At 65.3% G+C, this 21,131-nt stretch carries 20 protein-coding genes and 1 pseudogene; 4 read left to right on the top strand and 17 right to left on the bottom strand.

Going from position 1 to position 21,131, the window contains the following annotated elements:
* Positions 1 to 283 precede the first annotated feature (283 nt).
* The 3 genes from ASD42_RS01625 to ASD42_RS01615 all read left to right on the top strand — a co-directional run bounded on the left by ASD42_RS01625 (position 284) and on the right by ASD42_RS01615 (position 3,705).
* Positions 284 to 1,324, top strand: a complete 1,041-nt coding sequence (locus ASD42_RS01625) for an NAD(P)-dependent alcohol dehydrogenase (RefSeq protein ID WP_056809426.1) — start codon at positions 284 to 286, stop codon at positions 1,322 to 1,324.
* Between the two features lie 206 nt (positions 1,325 to 1,530).
* Complete coding sequence (locus ASD42_RS01620) at positions 1,531 to 2,133, top strand: TetR/AcrR family transcriptional regulator (protein ID WP_056809424.1); 603 nt, start codon at positions 1,531 to 1,533, stop codon at positions 2,131 to 2,133.
* A 90-nt stretch (positions 2,134 to 2,223) separates the two neighbouring features.
* Positions 2,224 to 3,705, top strand: a complete 1,482-nt coding sequence (locus tag ASD42_RS01615; protein WP_056809422.1) for an amidase — start codon at positions 2,224 to 2,226, stop codon at positions 3,703 to 3,705.
* A gap of 561 nt (positions 3,706 to 4,266) precedes the next feature.
* On the opposite strand, the gene ASD42_RS35060 is transcribed toward ASD42_RS01615, so the two are convergent.
* The 6 genes from ASD42_RS35060 to ASD42_RS01585 form a co-directional block, all read right to left on the bottom strand.
* A partial coding sequence (locus ASD42_RS35060; protein ID WP_442938649.1) for an MCE family protein occupies positions 4,267 to 5,555 on the bottom strand: 1,289 nt, incomplete at its 3' end.
* Positions 5,556 to 6,051: 496 nt separating this feature from the next.
* A complete protein-coding gene (locus ASD42_RS01605) occupies positions 6,052 to 6,873 on the bottom strand; it encodes an SDR family oxidoreductase (RefSeq protein WP_056809421.1) in 822 nt (273 codons plus the stop codon).
* Entirely contained in the window at positions 6,870 to 8,072 is a 1,203-nt protein-coding gene (locus ASD42_RS01600) for a cytochrome P450 (protein WP_056809419.1), read from the bottom strand. The genes ASD42_RS01605 and ASD42_RS01600 overlap by 4 nt, the downstream gene beginning before the upstream one ends.
* Positions 8,062 to 9,630 (bottom strand): bifunctional 3-(3-hydroxy-phenyl)propionate/3-hydroxycinnamic acid hydroxylase MhpA, encoded by a 1,569-nt coding sequence (mhpA, locus tag ASD42_RS01595; protein WP_056809417.1) that lies wholly within the window; start codon positions 9,628 to 9,630, stop codon positions 8,062 to 8,064. The genes ASD42_RS01600 and mhpA overlap by 11 nt, the downstream gene beginning before the upstream one ends.
* Complete coding sequence (locus ASD42_RS01590) at positions 9,620 to 10,558, bottom strand: fumarylacetoacetate hydrolase family protein (protein ID WP_056809414.1); 939 nt, start codon at positions 10,556 to 10,558, stop codon at positions 9,620 to 9,622. Before ASD42_RS01590 ends, mhpA begins: the two co-directional genes overlap by 11 nt.
* Positions 10,555 to 11,691, bottom strand: coding sequence for a VOC family protein (locus ASD42_RS01585; RefSeq protein WP_056809413.1), 1,137 nt, complete (start codon positions 11,689 to 11,691; stop codon positions 10,555 to 10,557). Before ASD42_RS01585 ends, ASD42_RS01590 begins: the two co-directional genes overlap by 4 nt.
* 150 nt (positions 11,692 to 11,841) lie before the next feature.
* Between ASD42_RS01585 and ASD42_RS01580 the strand changes: the two genes are divergently transcribed.
* Complete coding sequence (locus ASD42_RS01580) at positions 11,842 to 12,489, top strand: TetR/AcrR family transcriptional regulator (RefSeq protein WP_056809409.1); 648 nt, start codon at positions 11,842 to 11,844, stop codon at positions 12,487 to 12,489.
* 441 nt (positions 12,490 to 12,930) lie between these two features.
* Here ASD42_RS01580 and ASD42_RS01575 read toward each other — a convergent pair whose 3' ends face one another.
* The 11 genes and pseudogenes from ASD42_RS01575 to ASD42_RS01525 all read right to left on the bottom strand — a co-directional run bounded on the left by ASD42_RS01575 (position 12,931) and on the right by ASD42_RS01525 (position 20,838).
* Positions 12,931 to 13,548: a hypothetical protein gene (locus ASD42_RS01575; protein ID WP_063893541.1), complete on the bottom strand. Its 618-nt coding sequence runs from the start codon at positions 13,546 to 13,548 to the stop codon at positions 12,931 to 12,933.
* Between the two features lie 39 nt (positions 13,549 to 13,587).
* On the bottom strand, positions 13,588 to 13,842 hold the full coding sequence (locus ASD42_RS01570) for a hypothetical protein (protein ID WP_056809405.1): 255 nt from the start codon (positions 13,840 to 13,842) through the stop codon (positions 13,588 to 13,590).
* A gap of 519 nt (positions 13,843 to 14,361) precedes the next feature.
* Positions 14,362 to 14,511 (bottom strand): annotated as a pseudogene (locus ASD42_RS35790) (IS5/IS1182 family transposase); the annotation flags it as partial.
* A gap of 304 nt (positions 14,512 to 14,815) precedes the next feature.
* Positions 14,816 to 15,367 carry a universal stress protein gene (locus ASD42_RS01565; RefSeq protein ID WP_056809404.1) on the bottom strand — a complete coding sequence of 184 codons (552 nt, stop codon included), beginning with the start codon at positions 15,365 to 15,367 and terminating at the stop codon, positions 14,816 to 14,818.
* Positions 15,368 to 15,610: 243 nt separating this feature from the next.
* Positions 15,611 to 15,937 carry a fluoride efflux transporter FluC gene (locus tag ASD42_RS01555; protein ID WP_327152840.1) on the bottom strand — a complete coding sequence of 109 codons (327 nt, stop codon included), beginning with the start codon at positions 15,935 to 15,937 and terminating at the stop codon, positions 15,611 to 15,613.
* A 280-nt stretch (positions 15,938 to 16,217) separates the two neighbouring features.
* Positions 16,218 to 16,628 (bottom strand): arsenate reductase ArsC, encoded by a 411-nt coding sequence (locus ASD42_RS01550; RefSeq protein ID WP_056809401.1) that lies wholly within the window; start codon positions 16,626 to 16,628, stop codon positions 16,218 to 16,220.
* A gap of 15 nt (positions 16,629 to 16,643) precedes the next feature.
* Positions 16,644 to 17,312, bottom strand: a complete 669-nt coding sequence (locus ASD42_RS01545) for an arsenate reductase ArsC (protein WP_056809399.1) — start codon at positions 17,310 to 17,312, stop codon at positions 16,644 to 16,646.
* 14 nt (positions 17,313 to 17,326) lie between these two features.
* Positions 17,327 to 17,743 carry an arsenate-mycothiol transferase ArsC gene (locus ASD42_RS01540; protein WP_084786978.1) on the bottom strand — a complete coding sequence of 139 codons (417 nt, stop codon included), beginning with the start codon at positions 17,741 to 17,743 and terminating at the stop codon, positions 17,327 to 17,329.
* Positions 17,740 to 18,843: an ACR3 family arsenite efflux transporter gene (arsB, locus tag ASD42_RS01535; RefSeq protein ID WP_056809395.1), complete on the bottom strand. Its 1,104-nt coding sequence runs from the start codon at positions 18,841 to 18,843 to the stop codon at positions 17,740 to 17,742. Before arsB ends, ASD42_RS01540 begins: the two co-directional genes overlap by 4 nt.
* A complete protein-coding gene (locus tag ASD42_RS01530; RefSeq protein ID WP_056809393.1) occupies positions 18,840 to 19,217 on the bottom strand; it encodes an ArsR/SmtB family transcription factor in 378 nt (125 codons plus the stop codon). The genes arsB and ASD42_RS01530 overlap by 4 nt, the downstream gene beginning before the upstream one ends.
* A gap of 94 nt (positions 19,218 to 19,311) precedes the next feature.
* Positions 19,312 to 20,838: a sulfatase-like hydrolase/transferase gene (locus ASD42_RS01525; protein ID WP_084786977.1), complete on the bottom strand. Its 1,527-nt coding sequence runs from the start codon at positions 20,836 to 20,838 to the stop codon at positions 19,312 to 19,314.
* Positions 20,839 to 21,131 lie beyond the last annotated feature (293 nt).

Below are 21,131 nucleotides of genomic sequence, written 5' to 3'. Positions count from 1 at the left end.
TGGAGATGGGAGACGCTGATTCTGACCGTAGCTGCAGCCTGATCGCTTTGATGGCGTCTGTTCCGTTGCGGTGGAGTTAGGTCTGGTCGCGAAGTCTTCTTTGCCATAGCGTGGGATACCACGACCCGACGAAATGACGTTGCGGCCATCGGCGCGTCGTCTCCTGTCGGATGGACGGCTGCGCGATATTCAGACCATTGCCATTGAGCAGATTCATGAATGGACCAGGCAGATTGCCGTTATATCCGCGCGACCTGGATAGGAGCAGCTGGTGATCGAGCAGATGAAGGCCGTGCAGTACCGCGAGGTGGGGGCAGCGCCGGAGGTCGTCGAGATCCCGAAGCCTGCTCCCGGACCAGGTCAGGTGTTGCTGCAAGTGACAGCGGCAGGTCTGTGCCACTCGGACGTGTTTGTCATGGGGCTTCAGGCCGAGGAGTTGATGTTCCCGCTTCCGCTCACTCTGGGGCACGAAGGCGTCGGCGCAGTCGTGGAACTCGGCGCGGGAGTCGGGACGGTGAAGGTGGGCGACGAGGTGGCCGTGTACGGACCGTGGGGATGCGGCCGATGCGCGAAATGCGCGGTCGGGAAGGAGAATTACTGTCTGCGCGCGGGTGAACTGGGGATCTTCCCGCCGGGGCTGGGAGCACCCGGGGCCATCGCGGAGTTCTTGATCGTTGACAGTGATCGGCACCTGATCCCGCTCGGTGGTCTCGACCCGGTGCAGGCGGCTCCGCTCACTGACGCGGGGTTGACGCCCTACCACGCGGTCAAGGCGGTATTGCCGACGTTGGTCCCCGGATCGACGGCGGTGGTGATCGGGGCAGGGGGGCTGGGCCACATAGCGATTCAGTTGTTGCGGGCGCTCACAGCCGCTCGTGTCATCGCGCTCGATGTGAGTGACGCGAAGCTGGCCCTGGCCCGTGAGGTGGGTGCGCATGAAGCGCTGCTGTCCGATAACGATGCGCCCGAGCATGTGCGGAGATCGACGGGCGGGAAGGGCGCGGAGGCGGTGTTCGACTTCGTTGGTGCGGAGCCGACGGTCGCCATCGCGGGCAAGTGCGTCGGTGTGGAGGGCAGGGTAATGATCGTCGGAATCGGCGGCGGTAGCCTGCCGGTCGGTTTCGGCTCGCTGCCCTACGACGCGGCGGTCGCCGCACCGTACTGGGGCAGCCGAAGCGAACTGCTGGAGGTGTTCGAGTTGGCTCGGGCGGGCCACATCTCCGTGCACACCGAGACCTATCCCATCGACGACGCTCCCACCGCCTACGAGCATCTTCGCCAGGGAAAGGTGCGGGGCCGCGCTGTGATTCTGCCCCAAGCCTGACAACTCGCCTCGCTTTCTCGGAGGGCTCTGACTGTGGTCCGATAGGACCGAAAGCCATCATTCGTGGCAGCACTGAAGAAGTACTATCGGCGGCTGCCCGGCGCCGCGATCCACCGCTCCATCAACGCGACCCACATCTCCGATACCGGCCAACTCGCACGGTCCGCTTGACATGCCGGACTCGGTGAGCTCTACGATCGAGACCGATGACTGACGGCCATGTGGACGGGCGCACACTGCGGTATCGGCATCGCCGACCCGAATTGCTGGCCGCGGCCACGGAGTACGTGCTCGATCACGGCATCGACGACCTGTCCTTGAGGCCCGTCGCCGCCGCGCTCGGGGTATCGCACGCGACACTGCTGCGTCACTTCAACTCGAAAAACGAGCTTCTGCTGCACATCGGGGAAAAAATCCGCAGCGACTTCGTTCGGTCATGGCAGCAGGACGAGCACTTCAACACCGCGACGTCGGCTGCTGAACTGGTGCGCATGGTGTGGACGAGGTTGTGTGAGCCCAAGGAGCAACGCCAGTTCATTCTGTTGTTCCAACTGGTCGGTCGCGTGGCGCGTGTTCCCGCCGAGGCCGAAGCGCTGGCGCCGTCGTTCGTCGACGACTGGCTGGCTCCGATCGAGGAACGTCTGTGTGCCGATGGTTGGCCTGCGAGCGAGGCGCGAAACGTTGCCACTCTCGTCTTGGGGCAGATACGTGGACTGCAGTTGGACTTGCTTCTGACCGGAGATCGCACTCGTGTCGATGCCGCGTTCGACGCGGCGATCGCGATGATGCACCGCCCTCGGAGGTCTTGACATGGTCGGACCAGGTCCGACGTCGACCTCGGCAGTGATGCCGTACCAATCGGTTTGCCTAACCGATTGGTGCGGCTATGATCGCGCGGTATGCGGATCGACGAATACCGGAGCTTCGACGCACTGGGTCTAGCTGAACTTGTCAAAGCCGGTGAGGTGACGTCCAGCGAACTACTCGACGTCGCCCGGCGACAGGCGGAGACGTCGAACAGTCGCCTCAACTCGATCATCCGATTCATGGACGCCGAGGCGGATCGCCGCGTCACCGAGGAATTGGTCGGCCCCTTCGCCGGTGTCCCGTTTCTGATCAAAGACATCGCGCAGGACTATGCCGGCTTGCCCAGCAGCAACGGGTCTCGCTCGTTGGCACGGATCCCGGCCCTCGAGCACTCGACGGTGGTGCAGAGATGGATCGATGCGGGCCTGGTCATCTTCGGAAAGACCAACACTCCCGAATTCGGCGCCAAAGGCGTCACCGAGCCCGAACTGTTCGGTCCCACCCGCAACCCGTGGAATCTGGATCGATCGCCTGGCGGCTCGTCCGGGGGTTCGGCCGCGGCGGTGGCCGCCGGAATCGTTCCCGTGGCCGGAGCCAATGACGGCGGCGGTTCCATTCGCATCCCCGCTGCCTGCTGTGGACTCGTCGGCCTCAAGCCAGGGCGAGGGCTGCTTCCGTCGGGGCCCGATGTCGGCGAAGCCATGCACGGGGCCGCGGTCCAGGGTGTGGTGTCCCGCTCGGTGCGTGACACCGCCGCGATGCTCGATGTCCTCAAAGGCGGCGAACTCAGCGGTCCCTATCTTCCCGCCGTTCCGGTCGAGACGTTCCTCTCGCAGGTCGGTGCCGAACCGGGGCGGCTGCGAATCGGAGTTTGTGTCTCCTCGGCGATCAACTCCTCGCCTCATCCGGAGGCTCGAGCCGCTGTCGACGCTGCGGTCCAGGTGCTCACCGACCTGCATCACCGAGTCGAGATCCTGGACAGTCCACCGGTCGACGATCGAGCACTGGCCCGGGATTTCCTGCTGACCTGGTTTACCTACCTGGCGTGGGAAGTCGCCGATGCCAAGCGCCGATCTGGTTGCGGCGAAGAAGGTTTCGAATTCGACACCCGCTTGATGGCTGCGTTGGGGCGGGCTTACAGCAGTGTCGAGTACGTCGATGCTGTCATGCGTCGCCATGATCATGCTCGGGCGCTATCGAGCTACTTCGACAGCTATGACCTGCTGCTGACACCGACGCTGGCAGATCTTCCGCCCCGAATCGGCTCGCTCGACACGCAGCGTTCACTGCGCCTGGCCGGAGAGTTGCTTCTGAAGTCGGGGACTGCGGGCCTTCTGCGGCATTCCGCGCTGACCGATCGGCTCATTCACAGCAATCTGAGTTGGACTCCGTACACTCAGTTGGCCAATGTGACGGGACGGCCAGCCCTGTCGCTGCCGCTGCATTGGACTGCGGACAACATTCCGATGGGTGTGCAATTCACCGCGCAATTGGGTGGTGAGGCAATGTTGCTGCGCTTGGCTGCGCAGCTCGAGCAGGCTGCGCCGTGGTTCGACCGACGCCCGATAATGTAGTCGGCAAACACTTCGACGTCCTTCACGCGCTTCGAAACCGGCCAGTACGGTGGCCGCGCGCCGTTTCGAAATGTTCCGTGGGACTTCGAGATATCAGCGAAGTTATCCGCGGCGCCGGAGTCAGCTTGATCTGCGGGTCGGTGTCGAGACGTTGACCGAGCAGGGAGGCGTTGGAGAAGTCCGGCGGCGGTGTCGCACCGGTCCAGCGCAGTTCGGAAGTCAGGGATCAAGTTCAGGCCTGCTACCCCGTGTGCCGGCCGCAGCCTGGCGAGTCAACCGATCTTCGTCAGTCCGAGTAGTGCGGCGGTGAGYCCGTAGTCGGGGCCGAAGTCCTGGACGTTCCCGGTGGTGCGGCAACCATCGGGCCGCATCTGGATCCGCTCACAGAACACACTGACGATCTCGCCCGACAATGCGGTGCCGATCAGCGCCTGATTGCGCATGAACCCTTTCTCCTTGTCCATGGCGCCGTCGATGTTCTCCATGAGCAGCGGCACCACGTCGACGATCTCGATCATCGCGCCCGAGTTGGCACGCAACTGGTTGGTGACCGTGGTCAGNATGGCGCCGTCGATGTTCTCCATGAGCAGCGGCACCACGTCGACGATCTCGATCATCGCGCCCGAGTTGGCACGCAACTGGTTGGTGACCGTGGTCAGGCCCGTCAGCGAGGCGGCCAGTTCTTCCTGATGCCCGGCGAAGGTCGTCGAGGTGTTGTTCAGGAACTGRTTGAGCTGGTCGAGGGTGGCCTGCAGGCCGGGYGCCTGGTCGGCGAGCAGTCCCGACATGGCGGTCACCCGGTCGCTGAAGTCGCGCACGGACTGATCGTTGTCGGCCAGCATCGTCGTGAGCTCGTTGAGCTTGATGATGATGTTGGAGATGGCGTCCTTGTTGTCGACGCCGACCTTCAACGCACCCGAGAGCGCGTCGAGGGTTTCGCGGATCTTCTGGCCGTTGCCGTTGAGCACCGGGTAGAGCACCCGGCCCGACAGCGGGCCGAGACCCTCCTGGCCGGGTTCGGGCTTSARGGCGGCGGCGAACTGGTCGATGGTCTTGATCATCGTGTCCAGCTCGACCGGTGTCCTGGTCCGCGCCTTGGGCAGGTGATCGCCGGACTTCAGCGTCTCACCGCCGGTGAAGGGCGGGCTCACCTCGATGTGRCGGTCGGTGACGATCGARGGCGAGATGATCGCGGCGATCGCGTCYTTCGGGATCTTGACGCCGGCGTCGATGGTCATGTGGACCTCGACGTAGGTGCCCTTGGGCACGATCTTGTCGACCTTGCCCACCGCGAGGCCGAGGACCATGATCTCGTTGCCCTCGTACATGCCCGCGATGTTCTCGAAGTCGGCGGTGATCTCGTCGAGGGTTTCGCGGATCTTCTGGCCGTTGCCGTTGAGCACCGGGTAGAGCACCCGGCCCGACAGCGGGCCGAGACCCTCCTGGCCGGGTTCGGGCTTGAGGGCGGCGGCGAACTGGTCGATGGTCTTGATCATCGTGTCCAGCTCGACCGGTGTCCTGGTCCGCGCCTTGGGCAGGTGATCGCCGGACTTCAGCGTCTCACCGCCGGTGAAGGGCGGGCTCACCTCGATGTGACGGTCGGTGACGATCGAGGGCGAGATGATCGCGGCGATCGCGTCTTTCGGGATCTTGACGCCGGCGTCGATGGTCATGTGGACCTCGACGTAGGTGCCCTTGGGCACGATCTTGTCGACCTTGCCCACCGCGAGGCCGAGGACCATGATCTCGTTGCCCTCGTACATGCCCGCGATGTTCTCGAAGTCGGCGGTGATCTCGGTCGAGCGGCCGAGCCCGTCTTGGGCGGTCAGCGCGGAACAGCTCAGCGTCATTGTCGCGGCGGCGGCCGCCGCGAGAATGCGAAACCGTCTCTTCACGGTGCTGTGTGCAAGCCCCACGGGGTGTTCCTTCCGGCCATTGAAGACACGTACACCTCGGCAGCCGCGTCCACGGGTCACCAAACTGACGAAATAGTCACAGATGATTATTTGATCAGTCAAGTAGGCGGAGGAATTCTCACAACCGTGCGGGCTCTGGCTTGTGATGTCGGCGGATCCCCGCAGGGCTGGGATGTCTTCGCTGTCGTGAACGCTGGCTAGCACTGACGCGCTGCTGCCTCGACCACGGCAGTGAAGGCATCGGCCGCTGTCGTTGCTGCCCGGTCGGGTGCTGGCCCCGCTTCTCGATCGCGCGACCCGGCTCCAGACCCGGCGTACTGGTCGGCGGACACCGAATCATCGGAATGTGGGTTCGCTGAGTACTCGACCCGAGCAGGGCGGGTATCCCGCTCGGGGCGCGGCTGCGGGTGATCTACCTTGGCGGCAACAATTACGGCGCACGTCGGGTACGCGCGGACCCGACGCCGTATGCCTTGGCCATGACGGCCTCGATTACGCTGCGCGGTAACAATCTACGGGCCAGGAACACAGCCGGTGCGTTGCTGCCGACGGCATAGAGCGGCAACGTCTGTTCGGCTTCGACAGCTTCGAGCACAGTGCGGGCGACCTCGTCCGCCGTTGTTCCCTTGGCTTCTTTCGCATCGAGGACGGCGATCGCCGAGGTGAACTGTTCGATGTAGGGGGAGTCGCTGCTGATGTATTTGGTGCGGCGTCCGGATATTCCGGTCGCGATGGAACCTGGTTCGACGGTGGTGATGTCGATTCCGTACGGTTTCAGTTCATACCGTGCGGCTGTTGCGAAGCCCTTGAGGGCTGCCTTGGTTGCGACATAGGACGATCGGTAGGCGAGGGGGAAGCTCGCGAGCATCGACCCGATGTTGACGATCCTGCCGCGACGCTGCTGTCGCATCCCCGGTAGCAGTAACTGAGTCAGTTCGATGGCACCGAAAACGTTGAGCTGGAACAACCTCTGCACCGCATCCATCGGTAGCTCTTCGAGCGGTCCGCATTGGCTCTCACCGGCGTTGTTCACCAAAACGTCGACGGCTAGGTTGTCGAGCGCGTCGATGAACCGGGCGATCGAGCCACGATCGGTGAGATCCAGGTCGCGGTAGTCGACGCCCGGTACGGGATCGGTCACGGTTGAACTGTCGCGGCTTGTCCCGAGCACGCGGTAGCCGCGAGCAACCAAGGCGGTGGCGACGGCCCGTCCTATTCCGGAGGACGCCCCGGTGACGATCGCTGTCTTCATGCCGACCTCCTATCTGCGGGGACGAGCTCGAGCGGAAGACGTTCCAGCCTGCGAATGATGTTGTTGACGGCCCACTTCGGCGTGCCGACCAGCTCGATGCGTTCGACACGATCGGCCAGTGCCCGCAGCATCGACGTGGTTTCGAGCCGTGCCAACGACCGGCCCGCGCAGCCGTGCACACCCCAGCCGAAGCCGAGCTGGCGGGCCGCGTCGCGGGTGATGTCGAAGGACTCGGGCTGATCCCATTCGGCCGGGTCCCGGTTTGCGGAGGCGAAGAGCACCAGTACGCGGCTGCCACCCGGGATTTTCACCCCACCGATGTCGGCGTCGCGCGCGGCCGTGCGTGAGAACGCGCGCAAGGGCGGTTCGATCCGCACGACCTCGTTGACGGCTTGGGGTATCAGGCCCGGATCCGATCGCACGGCCCGCCACTGCGTGGGGTTCTGTGAAAACAGGTAGAGCGCACTCGAGATCGCGCCGATGGTGGTGTCCAGCGACGGGGCCAGGTAGTCGATCATGAGCGCCGGGCACGATTTCTTGTCGATCCTGCCCTCGTCGGCGGCGCGGAAGACGTCGCTGCCCATGCTGTCGTCGAGAACCGATCGATCGCGTGCGACGCGGCGGGCGAAGGCCAGCATCTCCGAGGCCGCCTTCGCCGCGCCGACGGAGTGCCGGTTGATCGGACCCATCGAGTCGAACGTCGCACTGGCCCAGCGCAGCAGTTCCGCGCGCCCGTCGTGCGGCCAGCCGATGAGATCCGGGACGACCGAAAGTGGCAGTGCGGTCGCCAGATCGTCGACCCCGTCGATGCGGTTGTTCGCCAACGCCTTGTCCACGACGCTTTCGGCGAAGCGCTCGATGCTGTCTGTCACTTCCCGGAGTGCCTTGGGCGTCAGCCGGTGTGCGAGAACGGACCGTTTGGTGGCGTGTTCTTCTGCGTCGCTGTTGAGGGTGGTGCCCCGGCCGAGGCGGTTGGCGACGGGGTTCAGCGACACCCCGCAACCCGAGACGAAGGTCGCGTCGTCTCGGAGGACGGCCTTGCACTCGGCGTATCGGGAAATCGCGAAGATGCGCTGGCGCGGTAGCCACACCACCGGGCCGGCCGCGCGCAGCGCCGCATAGTGCGGGTACGGATCGAGGATCGCCTCGGTACTGAAGAGATTCTCGCGATATCGCGGGATAGAAATGTCAACCGCCATGGGAACTCCTGTGCGTGGAAATAGAGGACAGTGCGGGGCAGCTCGGTACGCGAGTGTGTAGGGAGGGGACCGATCGGGAGGTCGCCAGCACGGTTTTGTCCGGTCGCACGATCGCAGCCGTCGCGCGTCCGCGGCGCAGCCATTCGCCGAGCTCGGAGGACGCCGGTACCGCCAGGATCGCGGCGCCGCGTCGGTCGAGTTCGGTCCGCTGCTCGCGGGTGAGCGGGGTGGTCGCGAGGAAGAGGAAGCGTCCGGCGGCGATCTCGTCGACCCGCCTACCGCCGTCGACGACGCAGTTCGGACACAGCGAGCCGGCCAGGCTGCGCGGCTGAATCGCTTGTCGCGTAACGAATATCGACCGGGACAGGCGCGGGGTGGCGCTGTCGGTGACCTTGGATCTGAGGAGGGGAATGTGGCCGAGGAGCGGCACCACCCGCTTGCGGATCACCTGCCCCGCCGCCACCCCACTCGTCATCGCCCGTCCGACGGCGACGGCCAGGCCGATCATGGATGCGACGTGCGGTTCACGTTCGGATTGATAGGTGTCGAGTGCGTCGTCGGGCAGTTCCGCTCTCGAGAAGGCGACCAGTTTCCAGATCAAGTTATGGGCGTCACGCAGGCCCGCCCCCATGCCCTGCCCGATGAACGGCGGAGTGAGATGCGCGGCGTCACCGAGCAGGAAGATCCTGCGGTCACGCCATCGGTCGACTACTTGGGCGCGGAAGGTGTACTCGGTGGACCGGATCAGCGTCAGCTCGGGATCGCTCACCTCGCGCAGCCAGGGGGACACGAGCGGCTCGATGGTGTCGAGCGTGGCGTACTGGTCCGCGGTTTCGTCGTCGCGGAGCCGGAACTCCCAGCGGTAGCGTGACGCGCCGATGCGCATGTACGTCGCGGCGCGTTCGGGATCGCACACCTGGTGGACGCCCTCCCACTGGCTGAGATCGGTGTCGGTGGCGATGTCGACCACCAGCCACCGCTGTTCGAAACCCAGGTCGCGCATCCGCGAACCGATCGACGCGCGCACGGCGCTGTTGGCGCCATCGCAGCCGAGGACGAATTCCGCTGTGACAGCTCGTCGTTCGCCTGTCTCGGCATCGCGGTATCTCACGCGAGCGCGATCACGCAGGTTCGCCACCTCGAGCACTTCGCACCCACCCCGTATCCGCACGCCCTCGGTCGCGGCCACCCTGGACCGCAGCACGCGCTCGAGATCTGGCTGGTCGAACATGTTGGCCTGCGGGAACCCGTGCGGCATCCGGTCGGGGTCGCGGTCGAATTCCGCGAGCGTGGTGATGGCGGAGTCGACCAGCCGAAGGCCGCGGCCGGGGCGGGAGATTCCCGTGAACTCCTCGCCGAGTCCGAGGTCGGCCAGTACGCGGTACACCTCGTCGTCGAGATGCACCGCTCGCGGTTGCGGGTACACCTCGTCCCAGCGATCGACGATCAGGCACTCGATGCCGTACCGCGCCAGCAGTAGTGCGGCTGTCATGCCGGTCGGGCCCGCGCCGACGATCACGACCGGGTAGTGCTCGACCAGGCCTCGATCAGTGTCCATGCCGCACCGTCGTGCGCTGAATGCCGAGGTCGAGCGCGCCGTCCGGGGTCGAGACGGTCAGCTCCACAACATCGCCGTCTTGCAGATAGCGCGGATTCGACGCCTGCTTGTTGAAGAAGATCTTCCACTTGAGCGCGGGCGGTACCAGCGACCCGAGGATCTCGATGGGCTTGGCGGGAGCCTTCAGGGCTGTTCCGCCGGGGGTGCCTGTCAGCAGTAGATCGCCCGCGTCCATGCGCTGGAATCGGGTGAGGGCGCGCAGGGTTTCGAGCGGACTGTAGATCATCTCTGCCGCCGTGCTGTGCTGGCGCACTTCACCATTGACACGCAGCGTCAGGCAGAGGTCGTGGAACCTGTCGAATTCACCCGCCTCGAGCAGCAGCAACACCGGGCCGACCGGTGTGAATGTCGGATACGACTTGCCCTCGTAGAACTGGGTTTTGGGCAGCTGGACGTCGCGGGCGGACACATCGTCGGTGATGACCAACCCCGTGATGAAGTCGCCGATGTTCGAGCTGTCGAGTTCGGTGCCGACGGGCAGCGTCGCGCCGAAAACGAGCCCGATCTCGATTTCGTAGTCCAGCAACCGCACGTGCGCCGGTTTGACGATGTCGTCCTCGGGACCACTGATGGACCCGGACGATTTGCGGAAGAACGTCAGCGGCACGGTCGCCGGGTTCATCCCTGAATCCTTCACGTGCGACACGTAATTGGTCATCTGCGCGACGACCCGACATGGCGTGGTCACGGGGGAGATCAGCGCCAAGTTCTCCACCGACATGGTGTCGCTGCCCCTGCGCGCTGCTTCGATCGCGGCTCGGTGGACCAGGAGCTCGCCCGTGGTCGTGGCGTCGGTGTCGATTCGGACAGCGCCGTCCGGGGTCAGTACCCACCACGCGTCGGTGGTACGCAGCACGGAAATGCTCATGAGTTGGCTACTTTCAGCAGGCCCCGCAAGCGCTGGGCGTCGAATTCGTTGTCTCGGTGCAGCGAAGAGAAGATGGACCGGAGTTCCCGCAGCGATTGGCGGCCCGGTGCTGTGCCGAGGAAGTCCTTGGTCGCAGGCGGGCCCCACTGCGCCAGGCCCGAGGCCGTCATCGGCGCCCAGCCGGGTTCCAGCGAGCTGTCGAACAGGTCGCCGTCGCTGAAGTGCTCGACCAGGAAACCGTCGGGATCGCGCCAGTAGTCGAAGATCTGACTGCCCTGGATATGCCGTCCGATACCCCAGGATCGGCGATACCCGCGTTCGGCGAGGAACTCGCCACCGGCCGCGAGCGCGTCGAGGTCGCACACCTGATACGCCGAATGCACGTATCGATCCGAAGGGCCCAGTGTCATGGCGAGGGTGTGATGGTCGGTGGGCGTGTTCCCGCGATCGCAGCGGATGAAGGCCATCACCGGCCCGCGTTCGCGCTGCCCGTCGTAATACAGGAAGTCGCTGACGATGAGTCCGAGATGCTCCAGATACCAGTTCAGGTTCTCCAGGTAGCGGGTGCGCGCGAGGACGACATGGCCGAGCCGCTCGACCCCGGCAGGCACACGCGGTGGCCGCTGCGTCGCATTGATCCGGGCGGCGGACTCACCGACGTTGAACGGATGGGCACGCTGGCCCGGCAGCTGCGGCAGCCGGCGTGCGCCGGCCACCACGCGCACGGTCTTGCCGCCCGGATCGTGCAAGGTGACGCCGATGCCGCCGATACTCTCGGGCAGTCGCTCCACGCGACGACCCGTCACCTCGGCGAGCCTGAGCACATCGGACTCCTCGCCGGCCAGGAACGCCGCGCCGACGAAGCGGGTGCGAGCACCCTTGCGGATGATCACGCATGCCGTACCCGCCTGCGTGCCGCGCAGGTGGATCTCCTCCGAGGTGCGGTAGGTGACAGAGAACCCGAAGGCCAGCGCGAATGCCTCGGCCTTCAGCAGATCGGGCTTGCGGAACTCGAGCCAGGCGAGGTCGGCAACCTTGATGATCGGATTGCTGATACGGCCGGGGTGCTCGCCCGGCAGTGCACCCTGATCGACGTGCAGGTCGCGATGTGCGTCGCTGCGGACCTCCGACATCTCTCGACTCCTCCTCCATGCGCGGCGACTTTCTGACGATATCGTCACCTATGACTGTATAGTCAGTCAAGGGTTCTGAGGGAGTCGTCAGATTTGAAGGCGATTAAGATCGCGGCAGCTGAAACCACTGCCAGAAGGTGACCAACGAAGATGTCCGCCACAGCGAACAGGCTCGAACGCCGCAAGGCTCTCACCCGCTCGGCGCTGATCGCCGCCGGGCAACGCTTCATCGCCGAGGGCAGGCTCAACGCGCCCATCCTCGAGATAACGCAGGCCGCGGATGTGGGAATGGGCTCGTTCTACAACCACTTCGACAGCAAGGAAGAACTGTTCGTCGCGGCGGTCGACAGCGCGTTGGAGTCGCTGGGCGACTACCTCGACTCACTCACGACCGACCTCGCCGATCCGGCGGAGATCTTCGCCCAGTCCTTCCGGATTGTCGGCCGACTGTTTCGGCTACAGCCTGATCTCAGCCGGGTCCTGATCAACTCCGGCGCCTCGCTGATCGAATCCGAGCACGGCCTCGCGCCTCGCGCCGCACGAGACATCGCCGCCGCGACACAGGCGGGACGCTTCGTGGTCGACGACACCGATCTGGCGATGGCGCTGGTGACCGGATCACTGCTCGGCCTCGGACGCCTGCTGCTACAGCAACCCGATCGCGATTGTGCCGTGACCGTGGACGAGATGACCTTGGGAATACTTGTCGCACTCGGCCTCTCGCGTGACGATGCCCAGGAATTGTGCAGCAGACCAGTGCCGTTGGATGCCGAGACCGCGACCGACGCTCCGAGGTGAAGGACCTGGCGGCGATTACCGCGACTGCCCTAGGCGTAGATGGCGAGGCAGCGCCAGAGAGGATGGAGTCCGAGCGGGCAAACAATGGTTCGGATGGGTCGTGTGCGATGCGGCCGGTCTGTCCATTCGACGAGCCGGGGCAAGGCGAGCTCCCTCCCGAGGGCGCCGGCGGGGGGTCGTCGTCGGTCAGCTGGGGACCGACCAGTCGCCGGTTGTCGAACGAATGGGTGAGTTGCGCGGCACTCATCGCGCTGACGGCAGCCGGGCGACGCCACGACGGATACCCAGGCGGACCAGCACGGGCTCTTGGCTGAGCACTGACGTCGACGTCGACGACTCGACTCGGCGCGGCTCAGCGGTGGGGGACCAGGGCGGGGAAGTGCTCGATCTGTTCTGCGCCAACGGAATTGCCGCCGTCGCACGCAAGTTTCTCGGTCACCGTCAGGACCGCCCGGACGGTGACTGCTGATCGGTGCTGGATGCTGGTTTCGCGACCGGAAGGTACTTGGTCCAGTCGATCCGGGCGAGCATGACGACACCGACGAGGAGCCCGATTTGGACGGCGATACCGTAGGGCGTGGTGAACGATGAGGTGAGGGTTTCGCCGAGACTGCGCTCGGCGACCCCGGCTACGCCGATGTACAGCGAAAAACTCACCAGTCTGCCCACAACGTGCGCGGTGGTGAGCGGAACGAGACGTAGACCCATGAGTCCGGCCGCCTCGAACATCTGCGCTGACGGTAGCGGAGAGAGAAGAAAGATTCCGATCGTGGCGAACCTGCGGCCACGACGACCGGTGAGATAGTCGCTGGCGGCCCGCAGGTTGGCTGTGCGTCGCGGGCTGAGGTGACTGCGGGCGCGACGGGTGGCGGCGGCTAGGACATAACGCCCCGCACCCGAGGCGACGGCCGCACCGAGGACAAGCGGGACCGGATCGAGGTTCCAGTTCAGCCCGAAGAACACCACGAGCAGCGCGTTGGGCGGCCCGAAGGCGGGCAGCAGGTTCACCGTGAACATGACAGCGATTACAAGGAGCAGTTGGGGGACTGTCGTGCTCATGACGGCTCTTTCGTCAGGGTTCTCCAGAACAGAGCCGCCTCAGCGACGGGTGGCGAGTCTACGCAGCCGTTCGTGTTCGAGGACGAACACGGCGATGCTCGCGGTGAAGCTCAATGCGGTGGCGATCGCCCCGAGCGTGGTCCAGCCGCCGAACCCGTACCCGGCTGCCGTCAGTGTCGATGCGAGTCCGACTGTTCCGGTGAAGAAGAGCAGAATTCCGGGAATGTTGTAAGGATCGGCGAGGCTCTCGCCCGGCTTGCTGTGGTAAGCCGAGCTGGAAGTGATATCGCTCACTGTGCTTCCTCCGATGTTGTTGCGTCGGAACGGGATATTTCCGCGGTCCGTCGACAACTGTCTCTCCGCCCCCTGCCCGGTGGTGAGAGGCGTTGGTCCCTGGCGGCTTCGACCAAAGTCATTTGGGAGAAATTGGTACTCCCGATGGTGCCTGTCGGCCCTTACCTCACCGTGGCAGGGAGGGCGAGGGTTGCACTACCGGCAGATCGCCGTGTCACGCGGTTCGGATCGCGGAAGGAGATCGGAAATGTACTGGTACGACCACGATGTCAGTGGCTGGGGATACGCCTGGATGGGCATTGGAATGATCGCTCCCGCCGCCACATCGGGCAGCCCGTCCCCGGCAGTCGCAGTTTCCAGGTGTGGATCGAGACTCTCGAGTCAACATGAGATGTCGGCGGCGTCAACGGTGTGGGTAACCGTTCTCACTGCACCGGCCAGCCCCTCTGGCGGGGAATCCGGTAACGCACTTGGCCCCCAGCCCGTGACAGGCGAAGGTGCGTTCGACACCCATCATTGACGACCGAGGTGCTGGCTGGACTCGATTCCATTGCGGGCGAGCCGCACACCGATTCCTCGATCACGCACCCGATCCCGCAGCTGCCGGTCGTCATAGGCCTTGTCCGCGTGTAGCTTTCCCGGCTTTCGACACCTCGGACCACGCCGGGAGCAGAGCTTCGGCGTCGGGAGTGGTCGCCGCCGGGACTGCCACCGCGATGGGTATGCCCGAACGGCCGGACAGCTTGTGCAGTTTCGAGCCTGACTCGCCCCTATCGACCGGATCCGGCCCGGTCATCGGGCCCCCTTTTTTTGCCCGTGTTTTGCTGGTCGCACCACGGGCGGCGGAGGCCGTCGCAGCCCGGAGCCGCGTGCGGGCACACCCCACCTGCCGCTTCCGCTGGCATTGGGGGACCCATCCGCCACGCGCTCATCGGCGGGCGGATGCTCGGTGGTTCGAGACGCTTGGGCGGGTTCACCGTGCGGGCCGAGACAGCAAGGCCGAGGCGGGGCTGTGTTCGGGAACCAACACCACGGGCCGTTGGCCGTGATGGATCAACTGGGCCGACACCGACTCCCCGAGTAAACGCTCGACCAGCGATGCTAAGCCGTGGCGTGGGGCGCCGATCACGATCATCGCCGCGTCGTTGGCGTCGGCTATCGAGCCCAGCAGATGCGCGGGGTTGCCTCGATGTGCGTGGTAGGACCAGTTGCCGGGCAGTGCGGCCAGCATCGAGCACGCGTACGCGCGTTCGCGCTCGACCACCTCGGCGATCGCGCGGTCCCAATCGGCGGCATCGGGGTCGATGGGCAGGTCGTCGGTATCGATGACGTGGGCGACATGCAGGTACGCGTTGAGCGCGGCAGCCAACCCGATCGCGTAGTCGAGCGCGATATGGCTGGCGTTGTGCCGGTCGAACCCGACCACGACATGGGCCGCCGGGACGGTCGGTCCTGCGGGGCCGTCCACGCGCAATGGCTCTCGCCAGTCCCGGTCACCGGGTTGCCGATGCTGGGATTCGCTCATTGCCTTCTCCTCACCATCCGGCCGATGCCAGTCCGGCTGCGCCCGCTAGGACGGTCAGCGCCAACGTTCCGAACGCGTTTGCCGCGGCGGCTCGATAGCGTTGGCGTTGGATCAGGGACCCGGTCACGTTGACGACGACCGTCGCCCACGGGAACTCCGATGTCCGTCTCGACCGGATCATCCCATCGAGAACGAACCGCGCCACCGCACCGGCACTCCCAGCCAACCCAACCCATAGCACCATCAATTCTGCTCCTCACCGCGCCGCGAGGCCATCCATGTACCCGTGGCGATCCCGACCGCCGTCGCCACCATGCCCGCGATTACCGTGCCGAGGGCGTAGGTGATCGCGGACCATGGGTGATGGCCACGTAGCAGAAGATCGGTGTCGACCGTGAGGGTGCTGTAGGTGGTGAACGAACCGATGACCCCGGTGCCTATGCCCAGGCGAACGCGTTGTCGCCACCCGGAATCCGGCCCCAGCCGGGCCAACGCTTCGAGTAGTCCACCCAGGACGAACGCGCCGAGGGAGTTGATGGCGAACGTGGTCACCGGCCAGTGCCCAGGCACGCGGCGGATCTGTAGCTGGGTGATGTCACCTTTCGCCGATAGCGCTCGTCGGTGGTACCGCTGGGCGGCGTCGGATTCACCTACAACCAACGCTGGAACTCGCTGGCGCGACCACGCGGGCGACTACCACTACACATCTCGAACGCTACTGCGGGGGAGATCGGTGGATCCCACCGCTCGTGCGCTTGGCGTTGCGTCTGATTTCGGTTGTCGCCGAGCCTCGCACTACAAGGCGTGCCGGTTCGAGGCTCGGGCGACAGAACCAGGCTGACGTCGCAGGTCAGGCACGGGTTGGCAGCAACTCCGCGATGAGGGCTTCGACGCGGTTCTTGATCTCGTCGCGGATCGGCCGGACCGAGCCCACGCCCTTGCCCGCGGGGTCTTCCAGGACCCAGTCGCGGTAGCTGACACCGGGGAACGACGGGCAAGTATCCCCGCATCCCATGGTGATCACGACATCGGAGGTTTCCACGGCGTCGTAGGTCAAAATCTTCGGGGTCTGATCGGAGATGTCGATCCCGAGTTCGGCCATCGCCTCGACAGCGGAGGGGTTGATCGTCTCGGCGGGCGCGCTGCCTGCGGATCGGACCTCGATCGAGTCGCCGGCGAGGTGGGTGAGGAATCCGGCGGCCATCTGGGAGCGTCCGGCGTTGTGGACGCAGACGAATAACACGCTGGGCTTGGTGGTCATGTGGGGCAATGCCTTTCAGTTGGCAGGGAGATCGAGTTCGGCGAGCAGGTGGCGGACGCGGGTTTCGATCTCGTCGCGGATGGGGCGGATCGCGGTGATGTCGAGTTCGGCGGGGTCGTCGAGGTTCCATTCCTCGTAGCGGCGGCCGGGGTAGAGGGGGCAGGCGTCGCCGCAGCCCATGGTGATGACCACGTCGGCGGCCTGGATGATCTCTTCGGTCCACGGCTTGGGGAACTCGGTCGTGATGTCGATACCGACCTCGGCCATCGCCGCGAGCGCGGCGGGGTTGATCTCGTCGCCGGGTTCGCTACCGCCGGACCAGGCCACGGCCCGGTCACCGGCGAGGTGGGTGAAGAACCCGAGCGCCATCTGTGAACGCCCGGCGTTGTGGGTGCACAGGAACAGCACGGTCGGGGTGCCGGTGTGGGCTTTGCCTTCGACGCGGGCCAGCGCGTGCAGGCGTTGGCGGGCGAAGCGTTCGGCCAGCAGCGGCAGGTAGTTGATCACGGTCGCGCGTCCGGCGAACTGGTCGTAGGACGAGTACAGGAACCGTTCGATCGTTTCGATGCCGAAGGTGCCGTCGAACTCGCGCTGCAGGTGGGTGGCGGCGGTTTTGAGGGCGAGTTGCTGGTCGATGGTCAGGTCGTGACGGGTGTGGAAGGGGGCGAGAGGGCTGTCGCTCATGTGGGTGTCCGTTGCTAGGCGGGGGTGGTGAGTTCGGTGAGCAGAGTTTCGACGCGGGTGGTGATGTCGTCGCGGACCAGGCGCATGCGTTCGATGCCGTCGATGCCGCGTTCGGAGGGTTCGTCGATGTCCCAGTTGATGATTCGCACACCCTCGACCGGTTCGACGTGGGCTTCACTGCCGAGGGTCACGACCAGGTCGACCGAGCGGAGCAGGGCCGGGTCGATCGGTTTCGGGATTTCGGCGCGGATATCGACGCCGACTTCGAGCAACGATTGCGCTGACAGGGCGTTGACCGAGGTGCCGGGTGTGGTTCCAGCGGAATGGATCTCGACCCGATCCTCGGCGACGGCGCGCATCAAACCGGCGGCCATCTGGGATTTGCCGCCGTTCTTGACGCACACGAACAGCACGGACGGTGTTGAGCTCACCGCGGCGTCACCGCTTCAGTACTGGCGACCGCCGTGGTCGTGGGCCGGAATCGCTTACGCAGCGCGAGGGAGACATAGACCAACCCGACCAGGACCGGGACCTCGATGAGCGGGCCGACGACACCGGCGAGAGCTTGGCCGGAGGTGACGCCGTAGGTGGCGATCGCTACCGCGATAGCGAGTTCGAAGTTGTTGCCCGCAGCGGTGAACGCCAACGTGGTGGTGCGTTCATAGCCCAAGCCCAGGGCCGCGCCCATGGCGTAGCCGCCGCCCCACATGATCGCGAAGTAGGCCAGTAGCGGGATCGCGATGCGGACGACGTCGACCGGATGGGAGGTGATCTGGTCGCCTTGCAGCGCGAACAGGATCACGATGGTGAACAGCAGCCCGTAGAGCGCCCACGGGCCGATCTTGGGCAGGAACTTCGATTCGTACCAGTCGCGGCCCTTGGCGCGTTCGCCGAGGCGGCGGGTCAAGAACCCTGCCAGCAGCGGGATGCCGAGGAAGATCAGGACCGATTTCGCGACCTGCCAGGGGGAGACGTCGATGGTGGTTTGTTCCAGGCCGAGCCAGCCGGGCAGGACCGCGAGGTAGAACCAGCCGAGGACAGCGAACATGAAGACCTGGAACACCGAGTTCAACGCGACGAGGACGGCGGCGGCTTCGCGGTCACCGCAGGCCAGGTCGTTCCAGATGATCACCATCGCGATGCAGCGGGCCAGGCCGACGATGATCAGCCCAGTCCGGTATTCGGGCAGGTCGGGCAGGAACAGCCAGGCCAGGGCGAACATCAGCGCGGGGCCGAGGATCCAGTTCAAGACCAGGGAGCTGATCAGGAGTTTGCGGTCGCCGGTGACCGAGTCGAGGCGGTCGTAGCGGACTTTCGCCAGGACCGGGTACATCATGATCAGCAGTCCGATCGCGATCGGCAGCGAGATGCCGTCGATTTCCACGGAGCTCAGGGCGTCACCGAGGCCGGGGATCATGCGCCCGAGTAGTAGTCCGGCGGCCATCGCGACGCCGATCCAGACCGGTAGGAATCGGTCGAGGGTAGACAGTTTGCCGACGACGGCGGGGTGGTCGGTGGTGGTCGCGCTCATGCGTTGGCTCCCTGGGTGGTGCCGCTCTCGACGAGCAGGACTTCGGAGAGCCGTTGCAGGGCTGCGGGGACGACTCGGTAGTACACCCAGGAGGCGCGGCGTTCGCTGTCGAGCAGCCCGGCTTCGCGCAGCACTTTGAGGTGGTGCGAGATTGTGGGCTGGGTCAGCTCGATCCCGACCGACAGGTCACACACGCAGGCTTCTTGGCTCTCACGCGAGGCGATGGCGCTCAGTAGTCGCAACCGGACGGGATCGGAGAGTGCTTTGAACACGCTCGCGAGTTCGGTGGCGTGGGGTTCGGTCAGGGGCTCGCGCACCAGGGGCGCGGCGGAGCACGCCTGCACGGGCGTCACCACCAACTTCGACTTCGACATACGCCTATATTGACCGATATCGATACAGCGAGACAAGCGAACAGCCGGTGAACACCACAAGGGTGTGATTCCGGCGACGTCCGTCGGTGAGTTGTTACCGACAGGAGCGTCCGGTGCAGGTGATCAGTTCACCGAGGCGGTGGTCGAGGTCGGTGATGATGTCGGCGTGCGCCGCGCGGCCTTGGGGGGTTTTGATGAGGTTGGTGAGTTGGTAGGGGTCGGCCTGCAGGTCGTACAGTTCGTATTCGCGCTGATCGAGGGGGCGTTCTCGGTCGTACCAGCGTACGTAGAGGTACCGGCGGTTGCGCACGGCGCTCCAGGACGGCATGTCGAGTGCGTACATGACGGGGGTATCGGTGCCGGGGATTTGTTCCTGAGCGATTCCGTTGCGGCCGTTGTCGCCGTTGCCACCGTATTCGGCGGCGAAATCGGTGCGCCAGCCGATGGTGTCGCCGGACAGTACGGGGGTCAGGGACCGGCCGTCGACCTGGTCAGGGATGGGGATGTCCGCCCAGTCGTAGAGGGTGGGTGCGAGGTCGATCGACAGGGCCATGGCGTCGCTGCGGCCGGGGCGGATACCGGGGCCGCTGATCGCGAGGGGCACTCGCAGGGATTCTTCGTAGGGGGCCATTTTCTGGGTGAGGCGGTGGGCGCCGAGGCTGTAGCCGTTGTCGGAGGTGAAGATCAGGTAGGTGTTGTCGAGTTCGCCGGTTCGTTCGAGGGTTTCGACGATTCCGGCGACCATTTCGTCGAGTGATTTGAGAGCGCCGAGGCGGTTGGTGTAGTCGATGTCGTTGGTCGCGGCGATGGTCGCGGCCCTCGCGTCGGCGGTGTCGATCAGCCATGAGGGTTTGTCGGACACGTCGGGTTCTTGATAGTTCGGTGACCGCGGGGCGGGGGTGGGCTGGGTGCCGGTCAGGTGGCGGGGTGCGGGCGGGATCGGGAAGTGGGGGGAGGTGGAGGCGGCGTACCAGAAGAACGGCTGCCCGGAGGCGGCGGCGTCTGTGAGGAACCGCTCGGACTTGGCGCGGATCACGTCGGTTTGGTAATCGGCCGGTGCCACACCGTATTTCACGCGGGTCCCGTTTTCGTTGAGGGTGTAGTTGTAGCCGGAGTACAGGAAGTTGTCGACTCCGGCGTTCCAGTCGTCCCAGCCGGGCGGGATGTGGCCGGGGTCGTGTTCGAGGCCGTTGAGGTACTTCCCGGCCATGCCGGTGCGGTATCCGGCGTCGTGCAGGGTAGTGGCGATGGTGTGGGATTCGTTGCCGCCCGCGCGGAAGGCGTCGAAGCCACCGACCTCGCCGGCGTTGGTGAGGACACCGGTGTTGTGCCCGTATTCGCCGGTCAGGATGGAAGCGCGGGCCGCGCAGCAGATCGGCATCGGCGCGAAGCCGTCGGTGAACTCCACGCCGCGGTCACGGATCAGTGCCGCGGTGCGCGGCATCGCCTGCCACACCGGGGTGGTTGCCGCGTCCAGGTCGTCGGCCAGGATCATCACCACGTTCGGCCGCTGGTCTCCGGCCACCGGCGAGGCCGACGCCGTGGAGACGCACCCGGTCACCGTGAGCAGGACCGCGGCCGCCGCGGTCAGGAAACGACGCGACAAGCGACGTGCGCGCATTGAGTTTCTCCTCGAGAGGGGCAACGGGGTGTTGGTTTTCTTCGCGTCCGGCGTGGTGGTTCTCCATCGAGATTAATTCGACGACCAAGCGGACTCGGCACGGCGGCACCGTTCCTCACCGAATTGGCCCCGTACCGGTGTTGTGCCATCTGATGGTCGACTCGGATACCTCTCGCCCTGGCAACACGGCCACGTGCCGGATCTGTACAAACCCGGCATCCGTGGGATAATATTAGGCTAGCCTCACCGAACATCGGGAAGGCTACTTTCATCCCGAGCTTGTCCGGAGAGGC

It is taken from the genome of Nocardia sp. Root136 (assembly GCF_001427185.1).
Lineage (GTDB): Bacteria > Actinomycetota > Actinomycetes > Mycobacteriales > Mycobacteriaceae > Nocardia > Nocardia salmonicida.
This window is presented reverse-complemented; position numbering and strand designations above follow the sequence as displayed.

What these genes read in the sequence shown, in the direction of transcription:
- ASD42_RS01545 (WP_056809399.1), bottom strand. Translation starts at nt 17,312, where the DNA reads ATGAGCGACAGCCCTCTCGCCCCCTTCCACACCCGTCACGACCTGACC.
- ASD42_RS01575 (WP_063893541.1), bottom strand. Translation starts at nt 13,548, where the DNA reads ATGAGCACGACAGTCCCCCAACTGCTCCTTGTAATCGCTGTCATGTTC.
- ASD42_RS01625 (WP_056809426.1), top strand. Translation starts at nt 284, where the DNA reads ATGAAGGCCGTGCAGTACCGCGAGGTGGGGGCAGCGCCGGAGGTCGTC.
- ASD42_RS01550 (WP_056809401.1), bottom strand. Translation starts at nt 16,628, where the DNA reads ATGACCACCAAGCCCAGCGTGTTATTCGTCTGCGTCCACAACGCCGGA.
- arsB (WP_056809395.1), bottom strand. Translation starts at nt 18,843, where the DNA reads ATGAGCGCGACCACCACCGACCACCCCGCCGTCGTCGGCAAACTGTCT.
- ASD42_RS01585 (WP_056809413.1), bottom strand. Translation starts at nt 11,691, where the DNA reads ATGTCGGAGGTCCGCAGCGACGCACATCGCGACCTGCACGTCGATCAG.
- ASD42_RS01565 (WP_056809404.1), bottom strand. Translation starts at nt 15,367, where the DNA reads ATGAGCGAATCCCAGCATCGGCAACCCGGTGACCGGGACTGGCGAGAG.
- ASD42_RS01580 (WP_056809409.1), top strand. Translation starts at nt 11,842, where the DNA reads ATGTCCGCCACAGCGAACAGGCTCGAACGCCGCAAGGCTCTCACCCGC.
- mhpA (WP_056809417.1), bottom strand. Translation starts at nt 9,630, where the DNA reads ATGGACACTGATCGAGGCCTGGTCGAGCACTACCCGGTCGTGATCGTC.
- ASD42_RS01590 (WP_056809414.1), bottom strand. Translation starts at nt 10,558, where the DNA reads ATGAGCATTTCCGTGCTGCGTACCACCGACGCGTGGTGGGTACTGACC.
- ASD42_RS01605 (WP_056809421.1), bottom strand. Translation starts at nt 6,873, where the DNA reads ATGAAGACAGCGATCGTCACCGGGGCGTCCTCCGGAATAGGACGGGCC.
- ASD42_RS01600 (WP_056809419.1), bottom strand. Translation starts at nt 8,072, where the DNA reads ATGGCGGTTGACATTTCTATCCCGCGATATCGCGAGAATCTCTTCAGT.
- ASD42_RS01530 (WP_056809393.1), bottom strand. Translation starts at nt 19,217, where the DNA reads ATGTCGAAGTCGAAGTTGGTGGTGACGCCCGTGCAGGCGTGCTCCGCC.
- ASD42_RS01615 (WP_056809422.1), top strand. Translation starts at nt 2,224, where the DNA reads ATGCGGATCGACGAATACCGGAGCTTCGACGCACTGGGTCTAGCTGAA.
- ASD42_RS01620 (WP_056809424.1), top strand. Translation starts at nt 1,531, where the DNA reads ATGACTGACGGCCATGTGGACGGGCGCACACTGCGGTATCGGCATCGC.
- ASD42_RS01525 (WP_084786977.1), bottom strand. Translation starts at nt 20,838, where the DNA reads ATGCGCGCACGTCGCTTGTCGCGTCGTTTCCTGACCGCGGCGGCCGCG.